The following is a 16,417-nucleotide window of genomic DNA, read 5'->3' as shown; positions in this document are numbered from 1 at the left end:
ACCCTCGGTGCCGCGCGGCCGGCGCTGTCGTCCGGCCCGGGCATGACGAATCCGGCCGCCGGTCTAGGATGCGCCCCATGAGCTTTGGGCAGGGGGGACCTCAGCAGTCCCAGTGGGATCCCTGGAAACCGCAGTCCCAGCAGGGCTGGAGCGGCGAGGGCACCGGCGACACACCGGACTGGGCGGCACTCGCCGAGGCGTCCGAGGCGCGCGCGAAACGGCGGCGGATGCTGTTCGTCGGCGGCGGCGTGGTCGCCACACTGGCCGTCGGCGCGGCCGTCGCCGTGGCCGTGGTGTCCGCGAACGGCAGCTCGGGCCCCGACGACCCGGTCGCCCTTCCGTCCACCGCGTCCCTGCCCAGCGAGACGGCCACCGCGCCCTCCTTCGAACCGACCAGCGCGCCGCCGCCGCTGGACCCGAAGGACTTCGTCTCCAGCAAGCAGAAGGACACCGCGCCGCTCTCCCCCGCCCTCCTCTTCCCGGGCACGCAGCTGACCGTCGGCTCCACGGTCTACAAGAAGGGCCCGGAGGCCGACACCGCGAAGTGCGCCACGGCGGCCGGGGGCACCCTGCCGAAGGTGCTCACCGCCAACGGCTGCACCCGCCTGATACGCGTCACCTACACCGTCGACGGCATCGCGTCGACCGTCGGCGTGGCCGTGTTCGACACCGAGGCGCAGGCCCTGAAGGCCAAGAAGCAGGCCGACACCAAGAGCATCGTGACAGCGCTGTCCGGCAAGGGCGTGAAGAACTTCTGCAACGGCGCCGTGTGCCGCTCCACCACCAACGCCTACGGCCGCTACGCCTACTTCACGCTCTCGGGCTTCACCAGCGGCAAGGACGTGACGGCGAAGGACGCCGAGGTCTTCGGCACCGGCGACGACCTCGCCGACTTCGCCTTCCGCCAGATCCGCCGCCGTGGCGAGGCCCAGGCGTCGGCGGCGGCCCAGCAGTAGGGCCGGGACCGACGCCCACGCGGCCCGACGGCGCCGCGCCCCGGCACCGGCTGCGAGGCGGGCCCGGCGGCCGGCACCGCGGCGTGCGGGAGCACGGCGCGGCGCCGCGGACCGCGGGCGGTACCCCGCGCACGGCGCGGCGCCGCGGACCGCGGGCGGTACCCCGCGCACGGCCCGGCGCACCGCTCGCTCAGCAGCAGCCCCCGCGCGGCGGCAGCGACCGCTTGTTCCGGGCCTCACGGCTCCGCGCGGCCAGCAGGCCGTCGGCCGGGTAGCCGACCTCCTCCAGCGTCAACCCGTGCGGCCGTACGACGTGCACGGCCGAGTCCCGCACACCCGCCGCGAGCACCTTGCCCGGCCACTCCGGCCCCCGGTGCCCGTCGCCGACGAACAGCAGGGCGCCGATCAGCGAGCGGACCATGTTGTGGCAGAAGGCGTCGGCCCGCACGGTCGCCGTGACGATCCCGTCGCCTCCGCGTTCCAGGCTCAGCTCCTGCAGCGTGCGGATGGTGGTGGCGCCTTCCCGCTTCTTGCAGTACGCGGCGAAGTCGTGCTCGCCGAGCAGGTGCCGGGCCGCCTCGTTCATGGCGTCCACGTCGAGCGGCCAGTCGTGCCACAGCACGTGGTTGCGCAGCAGCGGATCCACGCCCCCCGGGTTGTCGGTGACCCGGTAGGCGTAGCGGCGCCAGATCGCCGAGAACCGGGCGTCGAAGCCGCCCGGCGCCTCGCGCAGCGCCCACACCCGCACGTCCCGGTCCAGCCGCCCGGCGAGCCGCTTGAGCAGTTTCTCCTTGTGCTCGGCCCACACGTCGCGCGGCAGATCGACGTGCGCCACCTGGCCCCGCGCGTGCACCCCGGCGTCGGTCCGCCCGGCGACCGTCAGCTCGTACGTCTGCGGGGACCGGGTCACCGTGCGCAGTGCGTCCTCGATCTCGCCCTGCACGGTCCGCTTCCCGCCGGCCTGCTTGGCCCAGCCGTGGAAGGCGGTGCCGTCGTAGGCCAGGTCGAGGCGGATGCGGACATGCCCGGGCTGTACTTCGTCACTCACACCGGAATCCTCTCAGGTACGCGAAAGCGGGCCCGCCCGGAAGGGGCGGACCCGCTCAGCGCGAGGCGTGACCTCAGGCGTCCTTGGACTCCTCGGCGGCGGCCTCCTCGGCCGGAGCCTCGGTGGTCTCCTCCGCCTTGGCCTCCTCGGCCTCCTTGACCGCACGCTGGGTGGCGGCCTCGGCCTCACCGACGGCCTTCTGCTGCACCGTCAGCGCCTCGACCAGCTCGATGACCGCCATGGGCGCGTTGTCGCCACGACGGTTGCCGATCTTGGTGATGCGGGTGTAGCCACCCGGCCGGTTCTCGTAACGCGGGCCGATCTCGGTGAAGAGCGTGTGGACGATGCCCTTGTCCGTGATGACCTGGAGCACCTGGCGGCGGTTGTGAAGGTCGCCCTTCTTCGCCTTGGTGATCAGACGCTCCGCGTACGGGCGCAGGCGGCGGGCCTTCGCCTCGGTGGTGGTGATGCGGCCGTGCTCGAAGAGGCTCTTCGCCAGGTTCGCGAGGAGCAGCTTCTCGTGCGCGGCGCTGCCGCCCAGACGGGCACCCTTGGTGGGCTTCGGCATGGTTCTTCTCCTGTGGGTCTGCCCCGGCCGTATCAGGTACCGGAGTCAGTATCCGAGCAGGCGGTCGCCTGTCGGAGATCCGGGATCATCCCCGAGGGGACGATCCCGGAAAGAGTGCGGACCGCGGTCCCGAGCCGTCAGTACTGCTCGGTCTCGACGAATCCGGCGTCCGCGTCGTCGTCGGCGCCGAAGGCGTCGGCGGCGGCGGTCGGGTCGAATCCGGGCGGGCTGTCCTTCAGGGCCAGGCCCATGCCGGCCAGCTTCGCCTTGACCTCGTCGATGGACTTCGCACCGAAGTTGCGGATGTCCAGGAGGTCGGCCTCGGAGCGGGCGACGAGCTCACCCACGGAGTGGATGCCCTCACGCTTGAGGCAGTTGTAGGAGCGGACCGTGAGCTCCAGCTCCTCGATCGGCAGCGCCAGGTCGGCGGCGAGGGCGGCGTCCGTCGGGGACGGACCCATGTCGATGCCCTCGGCGTCGATGTTCAGCTCGCGGGCGAGACCGAACAGCTCGACCAGGGTCTTGCCGGCGGAGGCCATGGCGTCACGCGGACGCATCGCCTGCTTGGTCTCGACGTCGACGATCAGCTTGTCGAAGTCGGTGCGCTGCTCGACACGGGTCGCCTCGACCTTGTAGGTGACCTTGAGAACCGGCGAGTAGATGGAGTCGACCGGGATCCGGCCGATCTCCTGGCCCACCTGCTTGTTCTGCACGGCGGAGACGTAGCCGCGACCGCGCTCGACGGTCAGCTCCATCTCCAGCTTGCCCTTGCCGTTGAGCGTGGCGAGGACGAGGTCGGGGTTGTGCACCTCGACACCGGCCGGGGGCGCGATGTCGGCGGCGGTGACGAGACCCGGGCCCTGCTTGCGCAGGTACATCACGACCGGCTCGTCGTGCTCGGAGGAGACGACCAGCTGCTTGATGTTGAGGATGAGGTCGGTGACGTCCTCCTTGACGCCCGGCACGGTGGTGAACTCGTGCAGAACGCCGTCGATGCGGATGGACGTGACCGCCGCACCCGGGATCGAGGAGAGGAGCGTACGACGCAGGGAGTTGCCGAGGGTGTAGCCGAAGCCCGGCTCCAGCGGCTCGATCACGAACCGGGAGCGGAACTCGTCGACGACCTCTTCGGTCAACGAGGGACGCTGAGCGATCAGCATGTGTGGATCAGATCCTTCAGTCGTGGACGCCCGCTATATGACGCCCGACGGAACCCGTGCCCGAGAAGCACGGGGGTACTGCAAGGGTACGGGCGGCACGCCCCGCTGGGGACGTACCGCCCGGAAAAGCGGTACGGCCCGCGAGGGAGTACCGCCCCGAAAAGCCCTGAGGCAGCCGTGCGTCAGACGCGGCGGCGCTTCGGCGGGCGGCAGCCGTTGTGCGGGGTCGGGGTGACGTCCTGGATGGAGCCGACCTCGAGGCCCGTGGCCTGCAGGGAGCGGATCGCGGTCTCACGGCCGGAGCCCGGACCCTTGACGAACACGTCGACCTTGCGCATGCCGTGCTCCTGGGCACGGCGGGCAGCCGACTCGGCGGCCATCTGCGCGGCGAACGGCGTGGACTTCCGGGAGCCCTTGAAGCCGACGTGGCCGGCGGAGGCCCAGGAGATCACGTTGCCGGACGGGTCCGTGATCGACACGATCGTGTTGTTGAACGTGCTCTTGATGTGCGCGTGGCCGTGAGCGACGTTCTTCTTTTCCTTGCGGCGCACCTTCTTGGCAGCGCCCTGACGTCCCTTGGGGGGCATGTCTTAACTCCTGAGGAGGTGGTCGGTCCTACAGCGAAGACCGTGGACAGGTGTCCGCTGCGGACTACTTCTTGCCCGGCTTCTTCTTGCCGGCGATGGCGCGACGCGGGCCCTTGCGGGTACGAGCGTTGGTGCTGGTGCGCTGACCGCGGACGGGCAGACCGCGGCGGTGCCGCAGACCCTGGTAGCAGCCGATCTCCACCTTGCGGCGGATGTCGGCCTGGATCTCGCGACGGAGGTCACCCTCGGTCCTGATGTTGTTGTCGACGTACTCGCGGATCGCGACGAGCTGCTCCTCGGAGAGGTCGCGGACGCGGGTGTTCGGGTCGACGCCGGTGGCAGCCAGCGTCTGCTGCGAAAGGGTCCGGCCGATGCCGAACACGTAGGTGAGGGCGACCTCCACGCGCTTTTCGCGCGGGATGTCGACACCGGAAACGCGTGCCATTCAATGGCTCCTGGTGATCTTCGGAGGTCTTCCGCAGAGCCGGTTCCCAGCCGCCGTGTCAGGTACGGACTGGGTCCCCGGCCTCCGAGCCGGGGGTGTCGAGTCGTCGGAGACGGCTCGGGCCCTGCGTATGTACATATTCAGCTCGCGTCGCGCGAAGTCTCTGCCACAGAGGTGCAGAGGGTGTGGTCGTGCGTCAGCCCTGGCGCTGCTTGTGGCGCGGGTTCTCGCAGATGACCATGACCCGACCGTGGCGGCGGATCACCCTGCACTTGTCGCAGATCTTCTTGACGCTCGGCTTGACCTTCATGGGATGTGAGGTTCTCCGGGTCAGTTGCCGGCAGCCCCGCGACAGGCGCGGAACGTGGGCAAGATCTACTTGTAGCGGTAGACGATCCGGCCACGCGTCAGGTCGTACGGAGACAACTCCACCACGACCCGGTCGTCAGGGAGGATGCGGATGTAGTGCATGCGCATCTTGCCGCTGATGTGTGCCAGGACCTGGTGGCCGTTCTGGAGCTCGACCTTGAACATGGCGTTCGGCAGAGACTCGACGACAGTGCCCTCGATCTCGATGGCACCTTGCTTCTTGGCCACGCTTCGCCCTTCGAATCGACTACCTTGATCGACTCTGGCGTGCACCGTTGGTGAGCATGCGGACATGCGGGTGCACAAGAGCCGACGAGTCAGTCTACGTCAGCGCACCCGGAAACACGAATTGAGAAAGTGTGCCCAGCGGACGAGATCGTCATGCCGATCGTCACGCAAGGGGATCCGGCGCCGTGGTGACGCCGTACTCGGCGAGCTTCGCCCGGCCCCCGTCGGGGGCGGTCAGCACCAGCGGGCCCTGCTCGGTGAGGGCGACGGAGTGCTCCCAGTGCGAGGACCAGGTGCCGTCGGTCGTGATGACCGTCCAGTCGTCCTCCAGGACCTCCGTGCGCGGCGTGCCGAGGGAGACCATCGGCTCGATGGCCAGGCAGAACCCGGGGACCAGCTTCGGGCCCTTGCCCCTCCTGCGGTCCACGTAGTTCAGCAGGTGCGGGTCCATGTGCATCTCGGTGCCGATGCCGTGGCCGCCGTAGTCCTCGATGATGCCGTAGCGTCCGCCGCCCGGCTTGGGCTGGCGGCGGATGTAGGTCTCGACCGCCCGGGAGATGTCGACCAGGCGGTTGCCCTGCTTCATGGCGGCGATGCCGGCCCACATCGACTCCTCGGTCACCCGGGAGAGCTCGATCAGCTCCGGGGCGTGGCCCGAGCCGACGAAGGCCGTGTACGCGGCGTCGCCGTGCCAGCCGTCGACGATCGCGCCGCAGTCGATGGAGATGACGTCGCCGTCCTTGAGCACGACGTCCTCGGACGGGATGCCGTGGACGACCACCTCGTTCACGGAGGTGCAGATCGTCGCCGGGAAGCCGCCGTAGCCGAGGAAGTTCGACTTCGCGCCGTGCTCGGCGAGGACCTTGCGGGCGACCTCGTCCAGGTCCTTCGTCGTGGCACCGGGCACCGCGACCTCGCGGGTGGCCGCGTGGATGGCGGCGACGACCAGGCCCGCCGCCCGCATCTTCGCGATCTGCTCGGGCGTCTTGATCTGCACCATGGGAAGCCTGCGCTCTCCGTCACTCACGTCAACCGGTCACCTGCACGCACACGCGTGCCTGTACAACACTACGGCCGTGGCGTCCCTGGGGACGCCACGGCCGGAAAGCCTGACGGCGGCCACTGCCTACTTGCCGTCGTCCTCGCGCTTCAGCGCCCCCAGAGCCCGCTCGGTGACCTCGTCCACCGGGCCCATCGCCGAGATCGTCACCACGAGGCCCTGGGCCTTGTAGTAGTCGATGATCGGCTCGGTCTGCGTGTGGTAGACCTCCAGCCGCTTGCGGACGGTCTCCTCGGAGTCGTCGTCGCGCTGGTAGAGCTCGCCCCCGCAGACGTCGCAGACGCCGGCCTCGGCCGGCTTCTTGTACGTCTCGTGGAAGACGTGCGAGCCGTCGTTGCGGCAGATGCGCCGGCCGGCGATCCGCTTGACGACCTCCTCCTCGGGGGCCTCCAGGTCGAGCACCGCGTCGAGCTTCATGTTCTCGGTGGTCAGCAGCTCGTCCAGCGCCTCCGCCTGCGAGACGTTGCGCGGGAAGCCGTCGAGCAGGAAGCCGTTCTCGGCGTCGGGCTGCTCCATGCGGTCCTTGGCCATCGCGATGGTCACCTCGTCCGGGACGAGGTTTCCGGCGTCCATGTAGGACTTCGCAAGCTTCCCGAGCTCCGTCTGCTGGCTGATGTTGGCGCGGAACAGGTCGCCCGTGGAGATGTGCGGCACGCGCAGCTTCTCGGCCAGGCGCGTGGCCTGCGTACCCTTACCGGCACCGGGCGGCCCGACGAGGACGATTCGCATCAGCGGAGGAACCCTTCGTAATTGCGCTGCTGAAGCTGGCTCTCGATCTGCTTCACCGTCTCGAGGCCGACACCCACGATGATCAGGATGCTGGTCCCGCCGAACGGGAAGTTCTGGCTCGCGTTGAAGCCGACCAACGCCATTGTCGGTACGAGAGCGATCAGGCCCAGATACAGCGAACCCGGCCAGGTGATCCGGTTGAGCACGTAGGAGAGGTACTCAGCGGTCGGTCGGCCAGCCCGGATGCCCGGGATGAAGCCACCATACTTCTTCATGTTGTCGGCGACTTCCTCGGGGTTGAAGGAGATCGCCACGTAGAAGAACGCGAAGAAAACGATGAGCAAGAAGTACAGAGTGATGTAGATCGGGTGGCTGCCCTTGGTCAGGTTGGCAGTGATCCACTGCTTCCACTCGGAGTTGCCACCGGAGAACTGCGCGACCAGCGCCGGGATGTAGAGCAGCGACGAGGCGAAGATGACCGGGATCACACCCGCCTGGTTCACCTTGAGCGGGATGTAGGTGGACGTGCCGCCGTAGGAACGGCGCCCGATCATCCGCTTCGCGTACTGCACGGGAATGCGGCGCTGGGCCTGCTCGACGAAGACCACCAGTCCCACCATGGCCAGGCCGACGGCGATGACGGTGCCGAACTCGATCCAGCCGTCCGCCAGGTTGCCCTGCTTCTTGATGGCCCACAGGGCGGACGGGAAGGTGGCGGCGATCGAGATGAACATCAGGATCGACATGCCGTTGCCGATACCGCGGTCGGTGATCAGCTCGCCGAGCCACATCACGACGGCCGTACCGGCGGTCATGCAGATGACCATGACGATCGTGGCGAAGATCGAGCGGTTCGGGACGATCTGCGAGCCGACCGTGCAACCGGAGAAGAGCGCGCCGCTGCGGGCGGTGGCCACCAGGCCGGTGCCCTGGAGGATGGCGAGCGCCACCGTCAGGTACCGCGTGTACTGGGTGATCTTCGCCGTACCGGTCTGGCCCTCCTTCTTCAGGGCCTCCAGGCGCGGGATCACCACGGTCAGCAGCTGCAGGATGATGCTCGCCGTGATGTACGGCATGATGCCCAGCGCGAAGACCGTGATCTGCAGCAGCGCACCGCCGCTGAACATGTTGACGAGGCCGAAGAGCCCCTGGTTGCCGGACGCCTCGTCCACGCACTGCTGGACGGACTTGTAGTCGACACCCGGGATCGGAACGTGGGTACCGGCCCGGTAGACCACGATGATGCCGAACGTGAAGAGCAGCTTCTTGCGCAGGTCGGGCGTCCTGAACGCCCGGGCGAACGCGGTGAGCACGGTGCCTCCTGCGACCCCCGCGCGTGCGCACGTGAGGTAGATGGCTAAGGTGATTGACGGTTTGGTGAAAGAGGTTACGGCATGGCGACACGGCGCCGGGCGCCGACAGCACAGCCTACCCATATCGCGGACCGAACGGGATGCCGCCCTGCCCCCGGCGGCCGGGCGCCCCGGAGAACGGCCGGTGACCCACGGCAACGGGCCCCGGAGGGGGCGGCGGGCTCGGCGCCCCCGCCCCGTCCGGGGCCCTGTCGTCATACGCCGCGCCCGCGACCGCAGGTCACCGATGAGTGTGAACGGTCACGGACAGGGGCCGCACGGTGAGGTGACCGGCCGCGCGGCATCGGCCTACTCGTTGAACCACTCCGAGAACTTGCAGGGCTCGCCCTTGCCGTTCCAGCAGATCTCCATCTTGTAGCTGGCGAGATTGCCGATGTTGTACCCCTTCTTGTCGCAGCCGGCGTCGCCGCCGTCGTCGATCCGCATCGCCACGGACACCAGTCCGCTGAGGTTCCTCACCCACAGCGTGCCGGTGACGCCGTGGCCGTCCTTCTTGGTGTCGCAGATCTTGAAGACGTCCCCGTCGTCGATGAACTTCATGTACCCGCGGCCGTGGCCGAGGGAGATCGTCTTGTTGGACGTGGCCATGGCCGGCGTAGCCGCCGTCACCATCATGGCCGTGGCGGCCGCGGCCACCGTGCCCAGGCGGGTGAGCTTGGTCCTGGTCATCGCATTTCCCCTTCTGCTGGGTCGTGGTCGACCCCCGTAGACAGCAGAAATCGCCGCAGCGCCTGGTCGGTTACGTGGCGTAGCGGCGATCAAGGGGAACACTAGTTCACCCGAGCGTCATGATCAAGATTTTTCAAAGTCATCCGGCCGACACCAACTCCGCGGTGGGGGGCAGCAGTTGAAGCCTGCCGGCCCCACAGACGGGCTCAGCCCCACTCCGCCGGGGCAGAGTGGGGCTGAGTGCGGCCGACCTCGGGCCTCCGTCTCGACGGGCGTCTCGCGCCTCAGACGAGCTCGGTGACCGTTCCACCGGCAGCGGTGATCTTCTCCTTGGCGGAGCCGGAGACGGCGTCGACCGTCACCTGCAGCGCCACGGAGATCTCGCCCTGGCCGAGGACCTTGACGAGCGCGTTCTTGCGAACGGCACCCTTGGCCACCAGACCCTCGACGGTGACCTCGCCACCCTCGGGGTAGAGGGCGGCCAGCTTGTCGAGGTTCACGACCTGGTACTCGGTCTTGAACGGGTTCTTGAAGCCCTTCAGCTTCGGGAGGCGCATGTGGAGGGGCATCTGCCCACCCTCGAAGCGCTCCGGAACCTGGTAGCGGGCCTTGGTGCCCTTGGTACCACGACCGGCCGTCTTACCCTTCGACGCCTCACCACGACCCACACGGGTCTTGGCGGTCTTGGCGCCCGGGGCGGGACGGAGGTTGTGGATCTTGAGCGGGTTCTGCTCCGCCATGATCAGTCGACCTCCTCGACCGTCACGAGGTGGCGGACGGTGTGCACCATGCCGCGGAACTCGGGGCGGTCCTCCTTGACGACCACGGTGTTGATCCCCTTGAGACCAAGCGACCGCAGGGTGTCACGGTGGTTCTGCTTGCTGCCGATGTAGGACTTGACCTGCGTGATCTTGAGCTGCGCCACGATTACGCACCCGCCCCGGCACGCGCACGCAGCAGGGCCGCGGGGGCCACGTCCTCCAGGGGCAGACCACGGCGGGCCGCGATCTCCTCGGGACGCTGCAGGCCCTTCAGGGCCTCCACGGTCGCGTGCACGATGTTGATGGCGTTGTCGGAGCCGAGCGACTTCGACAGCACGTCGTGGATACCGGCGCACTCGAGCACGGCACGCACCGGACCACCGGCGATCACACCGGTACCCGGGGACGCCGGCTTGAGCAGCACGACGCCGGCAGCCTTCTCACCCTGGATGGGGTGCGGGATGGTGCCCTGGATCCGGGGGACCTTGAAGAAGTGCTTCTTGGCCTCCTCAACGCCCTTGGCGATGGCGGCCGGCACCTCCTTGGCCTTGCCGTAACCGACACCCACGGTGCCGTCACCGTCGCCCACCACGACCAGCGCGGTGAAGCTGAAGCGACGACCACCCTTCACAACCTTGGCGACGCGGTTGATCGCGACGACGCGCTCAACGTACGCGGTCTTCTCGGCGGCAGCAGCGCCGCCGTCACGGCCCTTCCGGTCCCGCCGCTCGCCGCCACCGGCACCGCCTCCGCGGCGCTGGGGTCCAGCCATTGGATTACCTCTCTCTTTCCGCTAGCTACAAGCGGCTCAGAACTTGAGCCCGGCCTCGCGGGCGGCGTCCGCCAGGGCGGCGATGCGCCCGGCGTACTGGTTGCCACCACGGTCGAACACGACGGCCTCGACACCGGCGGCCTTGGCACGCTCGGCGACCAGGGCACCGACCTGCTTGGCCTGCGCGGACTTGTCGGACTCGCCACCACGGATCGACGCGTCCAGCGTGGACGCCGACGCCAGGGTGTGGCCCTTCAGGTCGTCGATCACCTGCGCCACGATGTGGCGGTTGGAGCGGGTCACGACGAGACGGGGGCGCTCCGCCGTACCCGAGATCCGCTTGCGGATCCGGATGTGGCGGCGCTTGATCGCGGCGCGCTTGTAGGCGTCGCCCTTGAGGATCTTCTGCCCGTATGCCATGGCTTACTTACCCGCCTTTCCGACCTTGCGGCGGATGACTTCGCCCTCGTACTTGACGCCCTTGGCCTTGTACGGGTCGGGCTTGCGCAGCTTGCGGATGTTGGCCGCAACCTCGCCGACCTTCTGCTTGTCGATGCCCTCGACCGAGAAACGGGTCGGGGTCTCCACCTTGAAGGTGATGCCCTCAGGGGCCTCGACCAGGATCGGGTGGCTGTAGCCGAGCGCGAACTCGAGGTTCGAGCCCTTGGCGGTCACGCGGTAACCGACACCACTGATCTCGAGCTTCTTCACGTAACCCAGGGTCACGCCGGTGATCATGTTCGCCACCAGCGTGCGGGACAGGCCGTGCAGGGCCTTGCTCTGACGCTCGTCGTTGGGGCGGGTCACCTGCAGGGTGCCGTCCTCGCCCTTGGCGATGTCGATCGGCGCCGAGACGGTGTGGGTCAGCGCGCCCTTGGGGCCCTTGACCGAGACCGTACGGCCGTCGATGGTGACGTCCACGCCGGCGGGAACCGCGATGGGGAGCTTGCCGATGCGCGACATAGCTGTTTCCTCCGTTCCCTTCTGCTACCAGACGTAGGCGAGGACTTCCCCACCCACGCCCTTCTTGCCGGCCTGCTTGTCGGTGAGGAGCCCGTGCGACGTGGAGATGATCGCCACGCCCAGGCCGCCGAGCACCTTCGGCAGGTTGGTGGACTTCGCGTAGACCCGGAGACCGGGCTTGGAGATCCGCTTGATGCCCGCAATGGAGCGCTCACGGTTGGGGCCGAACTTCAGCTCCAGGACGAGGTTCTTGCCGACCTCGGCGTCCTCGACCTTCCAGCCCGTGATGAAGCCCTCCTGCTGGAGGATCTCCGCGATGTGAGACTTGATCTTCGAGTGCGGCATCGCCACGGAGTCGTGGTACGCCGAGTTCGCGTTCCGCAGACGCGTGAGCATGTCTGCGATCGGATCAGTCATGGTCATGAATTGGCCTGTGGCCTTTCTCGCCGGGGTTTCCTATATGCGCCATCCCTCTCCCCGTACAGGGACGGGACGGGTGCGGCGCGGGGACCTACGGCGTAGTAAGCAATTACTGGCGGACTAGTCCGCGTGCGTTCGGGGCGGCAGAGGCCCAACCCTCCCAGCCTACGCCATGAGGGTGGGAGCCCCTGCCGTCCCGGTTGCTTACCGAGAGGTCCAGGTGTTCCGTTCCAACCGGCCCGCCCGACAGGCCGCCCTCAAAGGGCGGTGGTCGGGCGACGGTTGGGCGGGACTACCAGGAGCTCTTGGTCACGCCCGGCAGCTCGCCGCGGTGAGCCATCTCACGAAGGCACACGCGGCAGAGGCCGAACTTGCGGTACACGGAGTGCGGACGGCCGCAGCGCTGGCAGCGGGTGTAGCCACGCACACCGAACTTGGGCTTGCGAGCAGCCTTCGCGATGAGAGCCTTCTTCGCCATCTCGCTCACGCCTCCTTGAACGGGAAGCCGAGGTGACGGAGAAGGGCACGGCCCTCTTCGTCGTTGGTCGCCGTGGTCACCACGGTGATGTCCATACCCCGGACGCGGTCGATCTTGTCCTGGTCGATCTCGTGGAACATGACCTGCTCCGTGAGACCGAAGGTGTAGTTGCCACGGCCGTCGAACTGCTTGGGGGACAGGCCGCGGAAGTCGCGGATGCGCGGCAGCGCGAGCGACAGGGTGCGGTCCAGGAACTCCCACATGCGGTCGCCACGGAGCGTGACGTGGGCACCGATCGGCTGGCCCTCACGCAGCTTGAACTGCGCGATGGACTTGCGGGCCTTGGTGACGGCCGGCTTCTGACCGGTGATCGTGGTCAGGTCGCGGATCGCGCCCTCGATCAGCTTCGAGTCACGGGCGGCGTCGCCGACACCCATGTTGACCACGATCTTGACGAGGCCCGGAACCTGCATGACGTTCTCGTACTGGAACTCGTCACGCAGCTTCTGGACGATCTCGCCCCTGTACTTCTGCTTCAGACGCGGGGAAACGGTGGTGGTCGTCATCAGATGTCCTCACCCGTCCGCTTGGCAACGCGGATCTTGTTGCCCTCGTCGTCGAAGCGGTAGCCGACGCGGGTCGGGACCTTCTGGCCGTCCTTCTCCACGACCAGCATGACGTTGCTGACGTGGATGGGGGCCTCGGTGGTCACGATGCCGCCGGCCTGCGAGCCCTGAGCGGTCGGCCCGGCCTTCGTGTGCTTCTTGACCCGGTTGACACCCTCGACCAGGACGCGCTCGTCGCGCGGGAAAGCGGCAATGACCTTGCCCTGCTTGCCCTTGTCCTTGCCGGTGATGACCTGGACCAGGTCGCCCTTCTTGATCTTCATGCTCACAGCACCTCCGGCGCGAGGGAGATGATCTTCATGAACTTCTTCTCGCGCAGCTCACGGCCCACCGGGCCGAAGATACGGGTGCCACGAGGGTCGCCGTCGTTCTTGAGAATGACGGCGGCGTTCTCGTCGAAGCGGATGTACGAGCCGTCCGGACGGCGGCGCTCCTTGACGGTGCGAACGATGACCGCCTTGACGACGTCACCCTTCTTCACGTTGCCACCGGGGATCGCGTCCTTGACGGTGGCGACGATGACGTCACCGATGCCCGCGTAGCGGCGACCGGAGCCACCGAGCACACGGATGCAAAGGATCTCCTTCGCACCAGTGTTGTCGGCGACACGCAGTCGCGACTCCTGCTGGATCACGTCTATCTCCTGGATGTCTGCCGGTTCCCGGGGCGGAGTCGGTGTGGACACGCGACCCCGCCCCGAGCCTGGCGGAACGATGCCTAGGGGGTCCCCCTAGGAGGGATGTGCTTGCCTGCGCAATTCCCTCGCGGGAATTACTTGGCCTTCTCGAGGATCTCGACGACGCGCCAGCGCTTGGTCGCCGACAGCGGCCGGGTCTCCATCAGGAGGACGCGGTCGCCGACGCCGCAGCTGTTCTGCTCGTCGTGCGCCTTGAGCTTGTTGGTACGGCGGATGACCTTGCCGTACAGCGCGTGCTTGACGCGGTCCTCGACGGCGACGACGACGGTCTTGTCCATCTTGTCGCTGACGACCAGACCCTCACGGGTCTTGCGGAATCCGCGCTCTTCCTGCTTCTCAGTCACGTTGCTCTCGCTCATCAGGCGTTCTCCACCGTCTCGATGCCGAGCTCACGCTCACGCATGAGGGTGTAGATCCGGGCGATGTCCTTGCGGACCGCCTTCAGACGGCCGTGGTTCTCGAGCTGGCCCGTCGCCGCCTGGAAGCGGAGGTTGAACAGCTCTTCCTTGGCCTCGCGGAGCTTGCCCAGAAGCTCCTCGTTGCCCAGCTCGCGCAGCTCGGACGCCTTGGTACCGACCGACATCACGCTTCACCTGCCTCGCGCTTGACGATCCGGCACTTCATCGGCAGCTTGTGGGCCGCACGGGTCAGCGCCTCACGGGCGATCTTCTCGTTCGGGTAGGACAGCTCGAACATCACGCGACCGGGCTTGACGTTCGCAACCCACCACTCCGGGGAACCCTTACCGGAACCCATGCGGGTCTCGGCGGGCTTCTTGGTCAGCGGGCGGTCCGGGTAGATGTTGATCCAGACCTTGCCGCCACGCTTGATGTGACGGGTCATGGCGATACGAGCCGCCTCGATCTGGCGGTTCGTGACATACGCCGGCGTCAGCGCCTGGATGCCGAACTCACCGAAAGCAACCTGCGTGCCACCCTTGGACATGCCGTTGCGCTTCGGGTGGTGCTGCTTGCGGTGCTTGACCCTACGGGGGATCAGCATGACGGTCAGGCCTCCGTTCCGGTGCTCTCAGCCGGAGCGTCGGCCTTGGGGGCCTCGGCCTTGGGGGCCTCGGCACCGGCAGCCTGCTGCGGCTTGCGACCGCGCCGCTCGCCACCGCGGCCACCACGGGCCGGGCGGTCGGAGCCACCGCGAGCCGGGCGGTTGCCCGCACGGGCGGCGGCGTTCTCGGCGCGGACCTCGGCGATGTTCTTGACGTCGCCCTTGTAGATCCAGACCTTCACACCGATGCGGCCGAAGGTCGTACGGGCCTCGAAGAAGCCGTAGTCCACGTTCGCGCGGAGCGTGTGCAGGGGCACACGGCCCTCGCGGTAGAACTCCGAGCGGGACATCTCGGCGCCGCCGAGGCGGCCACCGCACTGGATCTTGATGCCCTTGGCGCCGGCCTTCATGGCGGACTGCATGCTCTTGCGCATGGCCCGACGGAAGGAGACGCGGGAGGAGAGCTGCTCGGCGACGGCCTGGGCCACGAGCTGAGCGTCGGTCTCGGGGTTCTTGACCTCGAGGATGTTCAGCTGGACCTGCTTGCCCGTGAGCTTCTCGAGGTCGCCGCGGATGCGGTCGGCCTCGGCGCCACGGCGGCCGATGACGATGCCCGGACGAGCGGTGTGGATGTCCACACGCACGCGGTCACGGGTGCGCTCGATCTCCACCTTCGAGATGCCGGCGCGCTCCATGCCGGACGTCATCATCCGACGGATGGCGACGTCTTCCTTGACGTAGTCCTTGTACAGCTTGTCGGCGTACCAACGCGACTTGAAGTCGGTGGTGACACCGAGCCGGAACCCGTGCGGGTTTACCTTCTGGCCCATTACCGGGTTCCTTCCTTGCTGGCGACGACCACGGTGATGTGGCTGGTCCGCTTGCGGATCCGGTAGGCACGGCCCTGGGCACGCGGTCGGAACCGCTTCAGGGTCGGGCCCTCGTCGACGAACGCCTCGGAGACGAACAGGTCGTCGACGTCGGTGTGGTCGTAGTTGTGCGCGGCGTTGGCGATGGCGCTGTCGAGCACCTTGCCGACCGGCACGGAAGCAGCCTGCGGAGCGAATCGCAGGACTGCCTGGGCCTCCGTGGCGTTCATGCCACGGATGAGGTCCACCACGCGGCGGGCCTTCATGGGCGTGACGCGGATGTACCGCGCCTGGGCCCTGGCTTCCATGGTTGTCCCTTCAGTTACTTACGTGTCTGAATGCGATCCGCGTTAGCGGCGCTTCGACTTCCGGTCATCCTTGACGTGACCCCGGAAGGTGCGCGTCGGCGAGAACTCGCCGAGCTTGTGGCCGACCATCGACTCGGTGACGAACACCGGGATGTGGGTCTTGCCGTTGTGCACCGCCAGCGTGTGGCCCAGCATGGCCGGCACGATCATGGAGCGGCGGGACCAGGTCTTGATGACGTTCTTGGTACCGGCTTCGTTCTGGGCGTCCACCTTCTTGATCAGGTGGTCGTCGACGAAGGGCCCCTTCTTCAAGCTACGAGGCATCTCAA

The 16,417-nt window shown here is 67.7% G+C and carries 28 protein-coding genes; 1 reads left to right on the top strand and 27 read right to left on the bottom strand.

The features are described from left to right. The first annotated feature begins 77 nt into the window (after nt 1-77). Entirely contained in the window at nt 78-956 is an 879-nt protein-coding gene (locus tag JS756_RS08935; protein ID WP_205382459.1) for a hypothetical protein, read from the top strand. A 190-nt stretch (nt 957-1,146) separates the two neighbouring features. Here JS756_RS08935 and truA read toward each other — a convergent pair whose 3' ends face one another. From truA to rpsS, 27 genes are all read right to left on the bottom strand, one after another. After that, nucleotides 1,147-2,004: a tRNA pseudouridine(38-40) synthase TruA gene (truA, locus tag JS756_RS08930; protein WP_205382458.1), complete on the bottom strand. Its 858-nt coding sequence runs from the start codon at nt 2,002-2,004 to the stop codon at nt 1,147-1,149. Between the two features lie 73 nt (nt 2,005-2,077). Further along, complete coding sequence (gene rplQ / locus JS756_RS08925) at nt 2,078-2,572, bottom strand: 50S ribosomal protein L17 (RefSeq protein ID WP_205382457.1); 495 nt, start codon at nt 2,570-2,572, stop codon at nt 2,078-2,080. Between the two features lie 137 nt (nt 2,573-2,709). Next, complete coding sequence (locus JS756_RS08920) at nt 2,710-3,732, bottom strand: DNA-directed RNA polymerase subunit alpha (RefSeq protein ID WP_003966937.1); 1,023 nt, start codon at nt 3,730-3,732, stop codon at nt 2,710-2,712. Nucleotides 3,733-3,914: 182 nt separating this feature from the next. After that, nucleotides 3,915-4,319, bottom strand: coding sequence for a 30S ribosomal protein S11 (gene rpsK / locus JS756_RS08915; RefSeq protein ID WP_003956432.1), 405 nt, complete (start codon nt 4,317-4,319; stop codon nt 3,915-3,917). Between the two features lie 64 nt (nt 4,320-4,383). Next, nucleotides 4,384-4,764 (bottom strand): 30S ribosomal protein S13, encoded by a 381-nt coding sequence (rpsM, locus tag JS756_RS08910; RefSeq protein WP_062721749.1) that lies wholly within the window; start codon nt 4,762-4,764, stop codon nt 4,384-4,386. Between the two features lie 196 nt (nt 4,765-4,960). Next, a complete protein-coding gene (rpmJ, locus tag JS756_RS08905; RefSeq protein WP_003998809.1) occupies nt 4,961-5,074 on the bottom strand; it encodes a 50S ribosomal protein L36 in 114 nt (37 codons plus the stop codon). Nucleotides 5,075-5,139: 65 nt separating this feature from the next. Beyond that, nucleotides 5,140-5,361: a translation initiation factor IF-1 gene (infA, locus tag JS756_RS08900; protein WP_003948620.1), complete on the bottom strand. Its 222-nt coding sequence runs from the start codon at nt 5,359-5,361 to the stop codon at nt 5,140-5,142. Between the two features lie 163 nt (nt 5,362-5,524). After that, nucleotides 5,525-6,361, bottom strand: coding sequence for a type I methionyl aminopeptidase (map, locus tag JS756_RS08895; protein WP_205382651.1), 837 nt, complete (start codon nt 6,359-6,361; stop codon nt 5,525-5,527). Nucleotides 6,362-6,487: 126 nt separating this feature from the next. Then, nucleotides 6,488-7,150, bottom strand: a complete 663-nt coding sequence (locus JS756_RS08890; RefSeq protein WP_205382456.1) for an adenylate kinase — start codon at nt 7,148-7,150, stop codon at nt 6,488-6,490. Beyond that, nucleotides 7,150-8,463 (bottom strand): preprotein translocase subunit SecY, encoded by a 1,314-nt coding sequence (secY, locus tag JS756_RS08885; protein WP_205382455.1) that lies wholly within the window; start codon nt 8,461-8,463, stop codon nt 7,150-7,152. The genes JS756_RS08890 and secY overlap by 1 nt, the downstream gene beginning before the upstream one ends. Before the next feature lie 348 nt (nt 8,464-8,811). Continuing rightward, complete coding sequence (locus JS756_RS08880) at nt 8,812-9,192, bottom strand: hypothetical protein (RefSeq protein ID WP_205382454.1); 381 nt, start codon at nt 9,190-9,192, stop codon at nt 8,812-8,814. A 284-nt stretch (nt 9,193-9,476) separates the two neighbouring features. Next, complete coding sequence (rplO, locus tag JS756_RS08875) at nt 9,477-9,932, bottom strand: 50S ribosomal protein L15 (RefSeq protein WP_059127184.1); 456 nt, start codon at nt 9,930-9,932, stop codon at nt 9,477-9,479. A 2-nt stretch (nt 9,933-9,934) separates the two neighbouring features. Beyond that, entirely contained in the window at nt 9,935-10,117 is a 183-nt protein-coding gene (gene rpmD / locus JS756_RS08870; RefSeq protein WP_003998814.1) for a 50S ribosomal protein L30, read from the bottom strand. 2 nt (nt 10,118-10,119) lie between these two features. Then, entirely contained in the window at nt 10,120-10,725 is a 606-nt protein-coding gene (gene rpsE / locus JS756_RS08865; RefSeq protein WP_009190144.1) for a 30S ribosomal protein S5, read from the bottom strand. A gap of 36 nt (nt 10,726-10,761) precedes the next feature. Next, complete coding sequence (gene rplR / locus JS756_RS08860; RefSeq protein WP_205382453.1) at nt 10,762-11,145, bottom strand: 50S ribosomal protein L18; 384 nt, start codon at nt 11,143-11,145, stop codon at nt 10,762-10,764. A gap of 3 nt (nt 11,146-11,148) precedes the next feature. Continuing rightward, on the bottom strand, nt 11,149-11,688 hold the full coding sequence (rplF, locus tag JS756_RS08855; RefSeq protein ID WP_205382452.1) for a 50S ribosomal protein L6: 540 nt from the start codon (nt 11,686-11,688) through the stop codon (nt 11,149-11,151). A gap of 24 nt (nt 11,689-11,712) precedes the next feature. Next, complete coding sequence (gene rpsH / locus JS756_RS08850) at nt 11,713-12,111, bottom strand: 30S ribosomal protein S8 (protein WP_004984520.1); 399 nt, start codon at nt 12,109-12,111, stop codon at nt 11,713-11,715. Between the two features lie 289 nt (nt 12,112-12,400). Then, nucleotides 12,401-12,586: a type Z 30S ribosomal protein S14 gene (locus tag JS756_RS08845; protein ID WP_003948630.1), complete on the bottom strand. Its 186-nt coding sequence runs from the start codon at nt 12,584-12,586 to the stop codon at nt 12,401-12,403. Nucleotides 12,587-12,591: 5 nt separating this feature from the next. Continuing rightward, on the bottom strand, nt 12,592-13,152 hold the full coding sequence (gene rplE / locus JS756_RS08840) for a 50S ribosomal protein L5 (protein ID WP_205382451.1): 561 nt from the start codon (nt 13,150-13,152) through the stop codon (nt 12,592-12,594). Then, a complete protein-coding gene (gene rplX, locus JS756_RS08835) occupies nt 13,152-13,475 on the bottom strand; it encodes a 50S ribosomal protein L24 (RefSeq protein ID WP_205382450.1) in 324 nt (107 codons plus the stop codon). The genes rplE and rplX overlap by 1 nt, the downstream gene beginning before the upstream one ends. A gap of 2 nt (nt 13,476-13,477) precedes the next feature. Then, nucleotides 13,478-13,846 carry a 50S ribosomal protein L14 gene (rplN, locus tag JS756_RS08830; RefSeq protein WP_003998823.1) on the bottom strand — a complete coding sequence of 123 codons (369 nt, stop codon included), beginning with the start codon at nt 13,844-13,846 and terminating at the stop codon, nt 13,478-13,480. A gap of 137 nt (nt 13,847-13,983) precedes the next feature. Further along, nucleotides 13,984-14,268, bottom strand: a complete 285-nt coding sequence (gene rpsQ / locus JS756_RS08825; RefSeq protein ID WP_205382449.1) for a 30S ribosomal protein S17 — start codon at nt 14,266-14,268, stop codon at nt 13,984-13,986. Then, a complete protein-coding gene (gene rpmC, locus JS756_RS08820) occupies nt 14,268-14,492 on the bottom strand; it encodes a 50S ribosomal protein L29 (protein ID WP_055632347.1) in 225 nt (74 codons plus the stop codon). Before rpmC ends, rpsQ begins: the two co-directional genes overlap by 1 nt. Beyond that, entirely contained in the window at nt 14,492-14,911 is a 420-nt protein-coding gene (rplP, locus tag JS756_RS08815) for a 50S ribosomal protein L16 (protein ID WP_205382448.1), read from the bottom strand. The genes rpmC and rplP overlap by 1 nt, the downstream gene beginning before the upstream one ends. Nucleotides 14,912-14,916: 5 nt before the next feature. Continuing rightward, on the bottom strand, nt 14,917-15,741 hold the full coding sequence (rpsC, locus tag JS756_RS08810; protein ID WP_205382447.1) for a 30S ribosomal protein S3: 825 nt from the start codon (nt 15,739-15,741) through the stop codon (nt 14,917-14,919). Continuing rightward, nucleotides 15,741-16,088: a 50S ribosomal protein L22 gene (gene rplV / locus JS756_RS08805; protein WP_205382446.1), complete on the bottom strand. Its 348-nt coding sequence runs from the start codon at nt 16,086-16,088 to the stop codon at nt 15,741-15,743. The genes rpsC and rplV overlap by 1 nt, the downstream gene beginning before the upstream one ends. A 42-nt stretch (nt 16,089-16,130) precedes the next feature. After that, entirely contained in the window at nt 16,131-16,412 is a 282-nt protein-coding gene (gene rpsS, locus JS756_RS08800) for a 30S ribosomal protein S19 (RefSeq protein ID WP_003992359.1), read from the bottom strand. Nucleotides 16,413-16,417: the final 5 nt, after the last annotated feature.

Origin of the sequence: Streptomyces actuosus (assembly GCF_016921115.1) — a bacterium.
Classification (GTDB): Bacteria; Actinomycetota; Actinomycetes; order Streptomycetales; family Streptomycetaceae; genus Streptomyces; species Streptomyces actuosus_A.
This window is presented reverse-complemented; position numbering and strand designations above follow the sequence as displayed.

Bases quoted from the DNA above. Each gene is read 5' to 3' on its own strand.
- JS756_RS08935 (WP_205382459.1), top strand. From the start codon at position 78: ATGAGCTTTGGGCAGGGGGGACCTCAGCAGTCCCAGTGGGATCCCTGG.
- JS756_RS08845 (WP_003948630.1), bottom strand. From the start codon at position 12,586: ATGGCGAAGAAGGCTCTCATCGCGAAGGCTGCTCGCAAGCCCAAGTTC.
- rpmJ (WP_003998809.1), bottom strand. From the start codon at position 5,074: ATGAAGGTCAAGCCGAGCGTCAAGAAGATCTGCGACAAGTGCAGGGTG.
- rpsQ (WP_205382449.1), bottom strand. From the start codon at position 14,268: ATGAGCGAGAGCAACGTGACTGAGAAGCAGGAAGAGCGCGGATTCCGC.
- rplQ (WP_205382457.1), bottom strand. From the start codon at position 2,572: ATGCCGAAGCCCACCAAGGGTGCCCGTCTGGGCGGCAGCGCCGCGCAC.
- rpsH (WP_004984520.1), bottom strand. From the start codon at position 12,111: ATGACCATGACTGATCCGATCGCAGACATGCTCACGCGTCTGCGGAAC.
- rplX (WP_205382450.1), bottom strand. From the start codon at position 13,475: ATGAAGATCAAGAAGGGCGACCTGGTCCAGGTCATCACCGGCAAGGAC.
- rplF (WP_205382452.1), bottom strand. From the start codon at position 11,688: ATGTCGCGCATCGGCAAGCTCCCCATCGCGGTTCCCGCCGGCGTGGAC.
- rplE (WP_205382451.1), bottom strand. From the start codon at position 13,152: ATGACGACCACCACCGTTTCCCCGCGTCTGAAGCAGAAGTACAGGGGC.
- JS756_RS08880 (WP_205382454.1), bottom strand. From the start codon at position 9,192: ATGACCAGGACCAAGCTCACCCGCCTGGGCACGGTGGCCGCGGCCGCC.
- rpsM (WP_062721749.1), bottom strand. From the start codon at position 4,764: ATGGCACGCGTTTCCGGTGTCGACATCCCGCGCGAAAAGCGCGTGGAG.
- JS756_RS08920 (WP_003966937.1), bottom strand. From the start codon at position 3,732: ATGCTGATCGCTCAGCGTCCCTCGTTGACCGAAGAGGTCGTCGACGAG.
- rpmC (WP_055632347.1), bottom strand. From the start codon at position 14,492: ATGTCGGTCGGTACCAAGGCGTCCGAGCTGCGCGAGCTGGGCAACGAG.
- JS756_RS08890 (WP_205382456.1), bottom strand. From the start codon at position 7,150: ATGCGAATCGTCCTCGTCGGGCCGCCCGGTGCCGGTAAGGGTACGCAG.
- rplO (WP_059127184.1), bottom strand. From the start codon at position 9,932: ATGGCGGAGCAGAACCCGCTCAAGATCCACAACCTCCGTCCCGCCCCG.
- map (WP_205382651.1), bottom strand. From the start codon at position 6,361: ATGGTGCAGATCAAGACGCCCGAGCAGATCGCGAAGATGCGGGCGGCG.
- rpsC (WP_205382447.1), bottom strand. From the start codon at position 15,741: ATGGGCCAGAAGGTAAACCCGCACGGGTTCCGGCTCGGTGTCACCACC.
- rpsK (WP_003956432.1), bottom strand. From the start codon at position 4,319: ATGCCCCCCAAGGGACGTCAGGGCGCTGCCAAGAAGGTGCGCCGCAAG.
- rpsE (WP_009190144.1), bottom strand. From the start codon at position 10,725: ATGGCTGGACCCCAGCGCCGCGGAGGCGGTGCCGGTGGCGGCGAGCGG.
- rplP (WP_205382448.1), bottom strand. From the start codon at position 14,911: ATGCTGATCCCCCGTAGGGTCAAGCACCGCAAGCAGCACCACCCGAAG.
- rplR (WP_205382453.1), bottom strand. From the start codon at position 11,145: ATGGCATACGGGCAGAAGATCCTCAAGGGCGACGCCTACAAGCGCGCC.
- rplV (WP_205382446.1), bottom strand. From the start codon at position 16,088: ATGGAAGCCAGGGCCCAGGCGCGGTACATCCGCGTCACGCCCATGAAG.
- rpsS (WP_003992359.1), bottom strand. From the start codon at position 16,412: ATGCCTCGTAGCTTGAAGAAGGGGCCCTTCGTCGACGACCACCTGATC.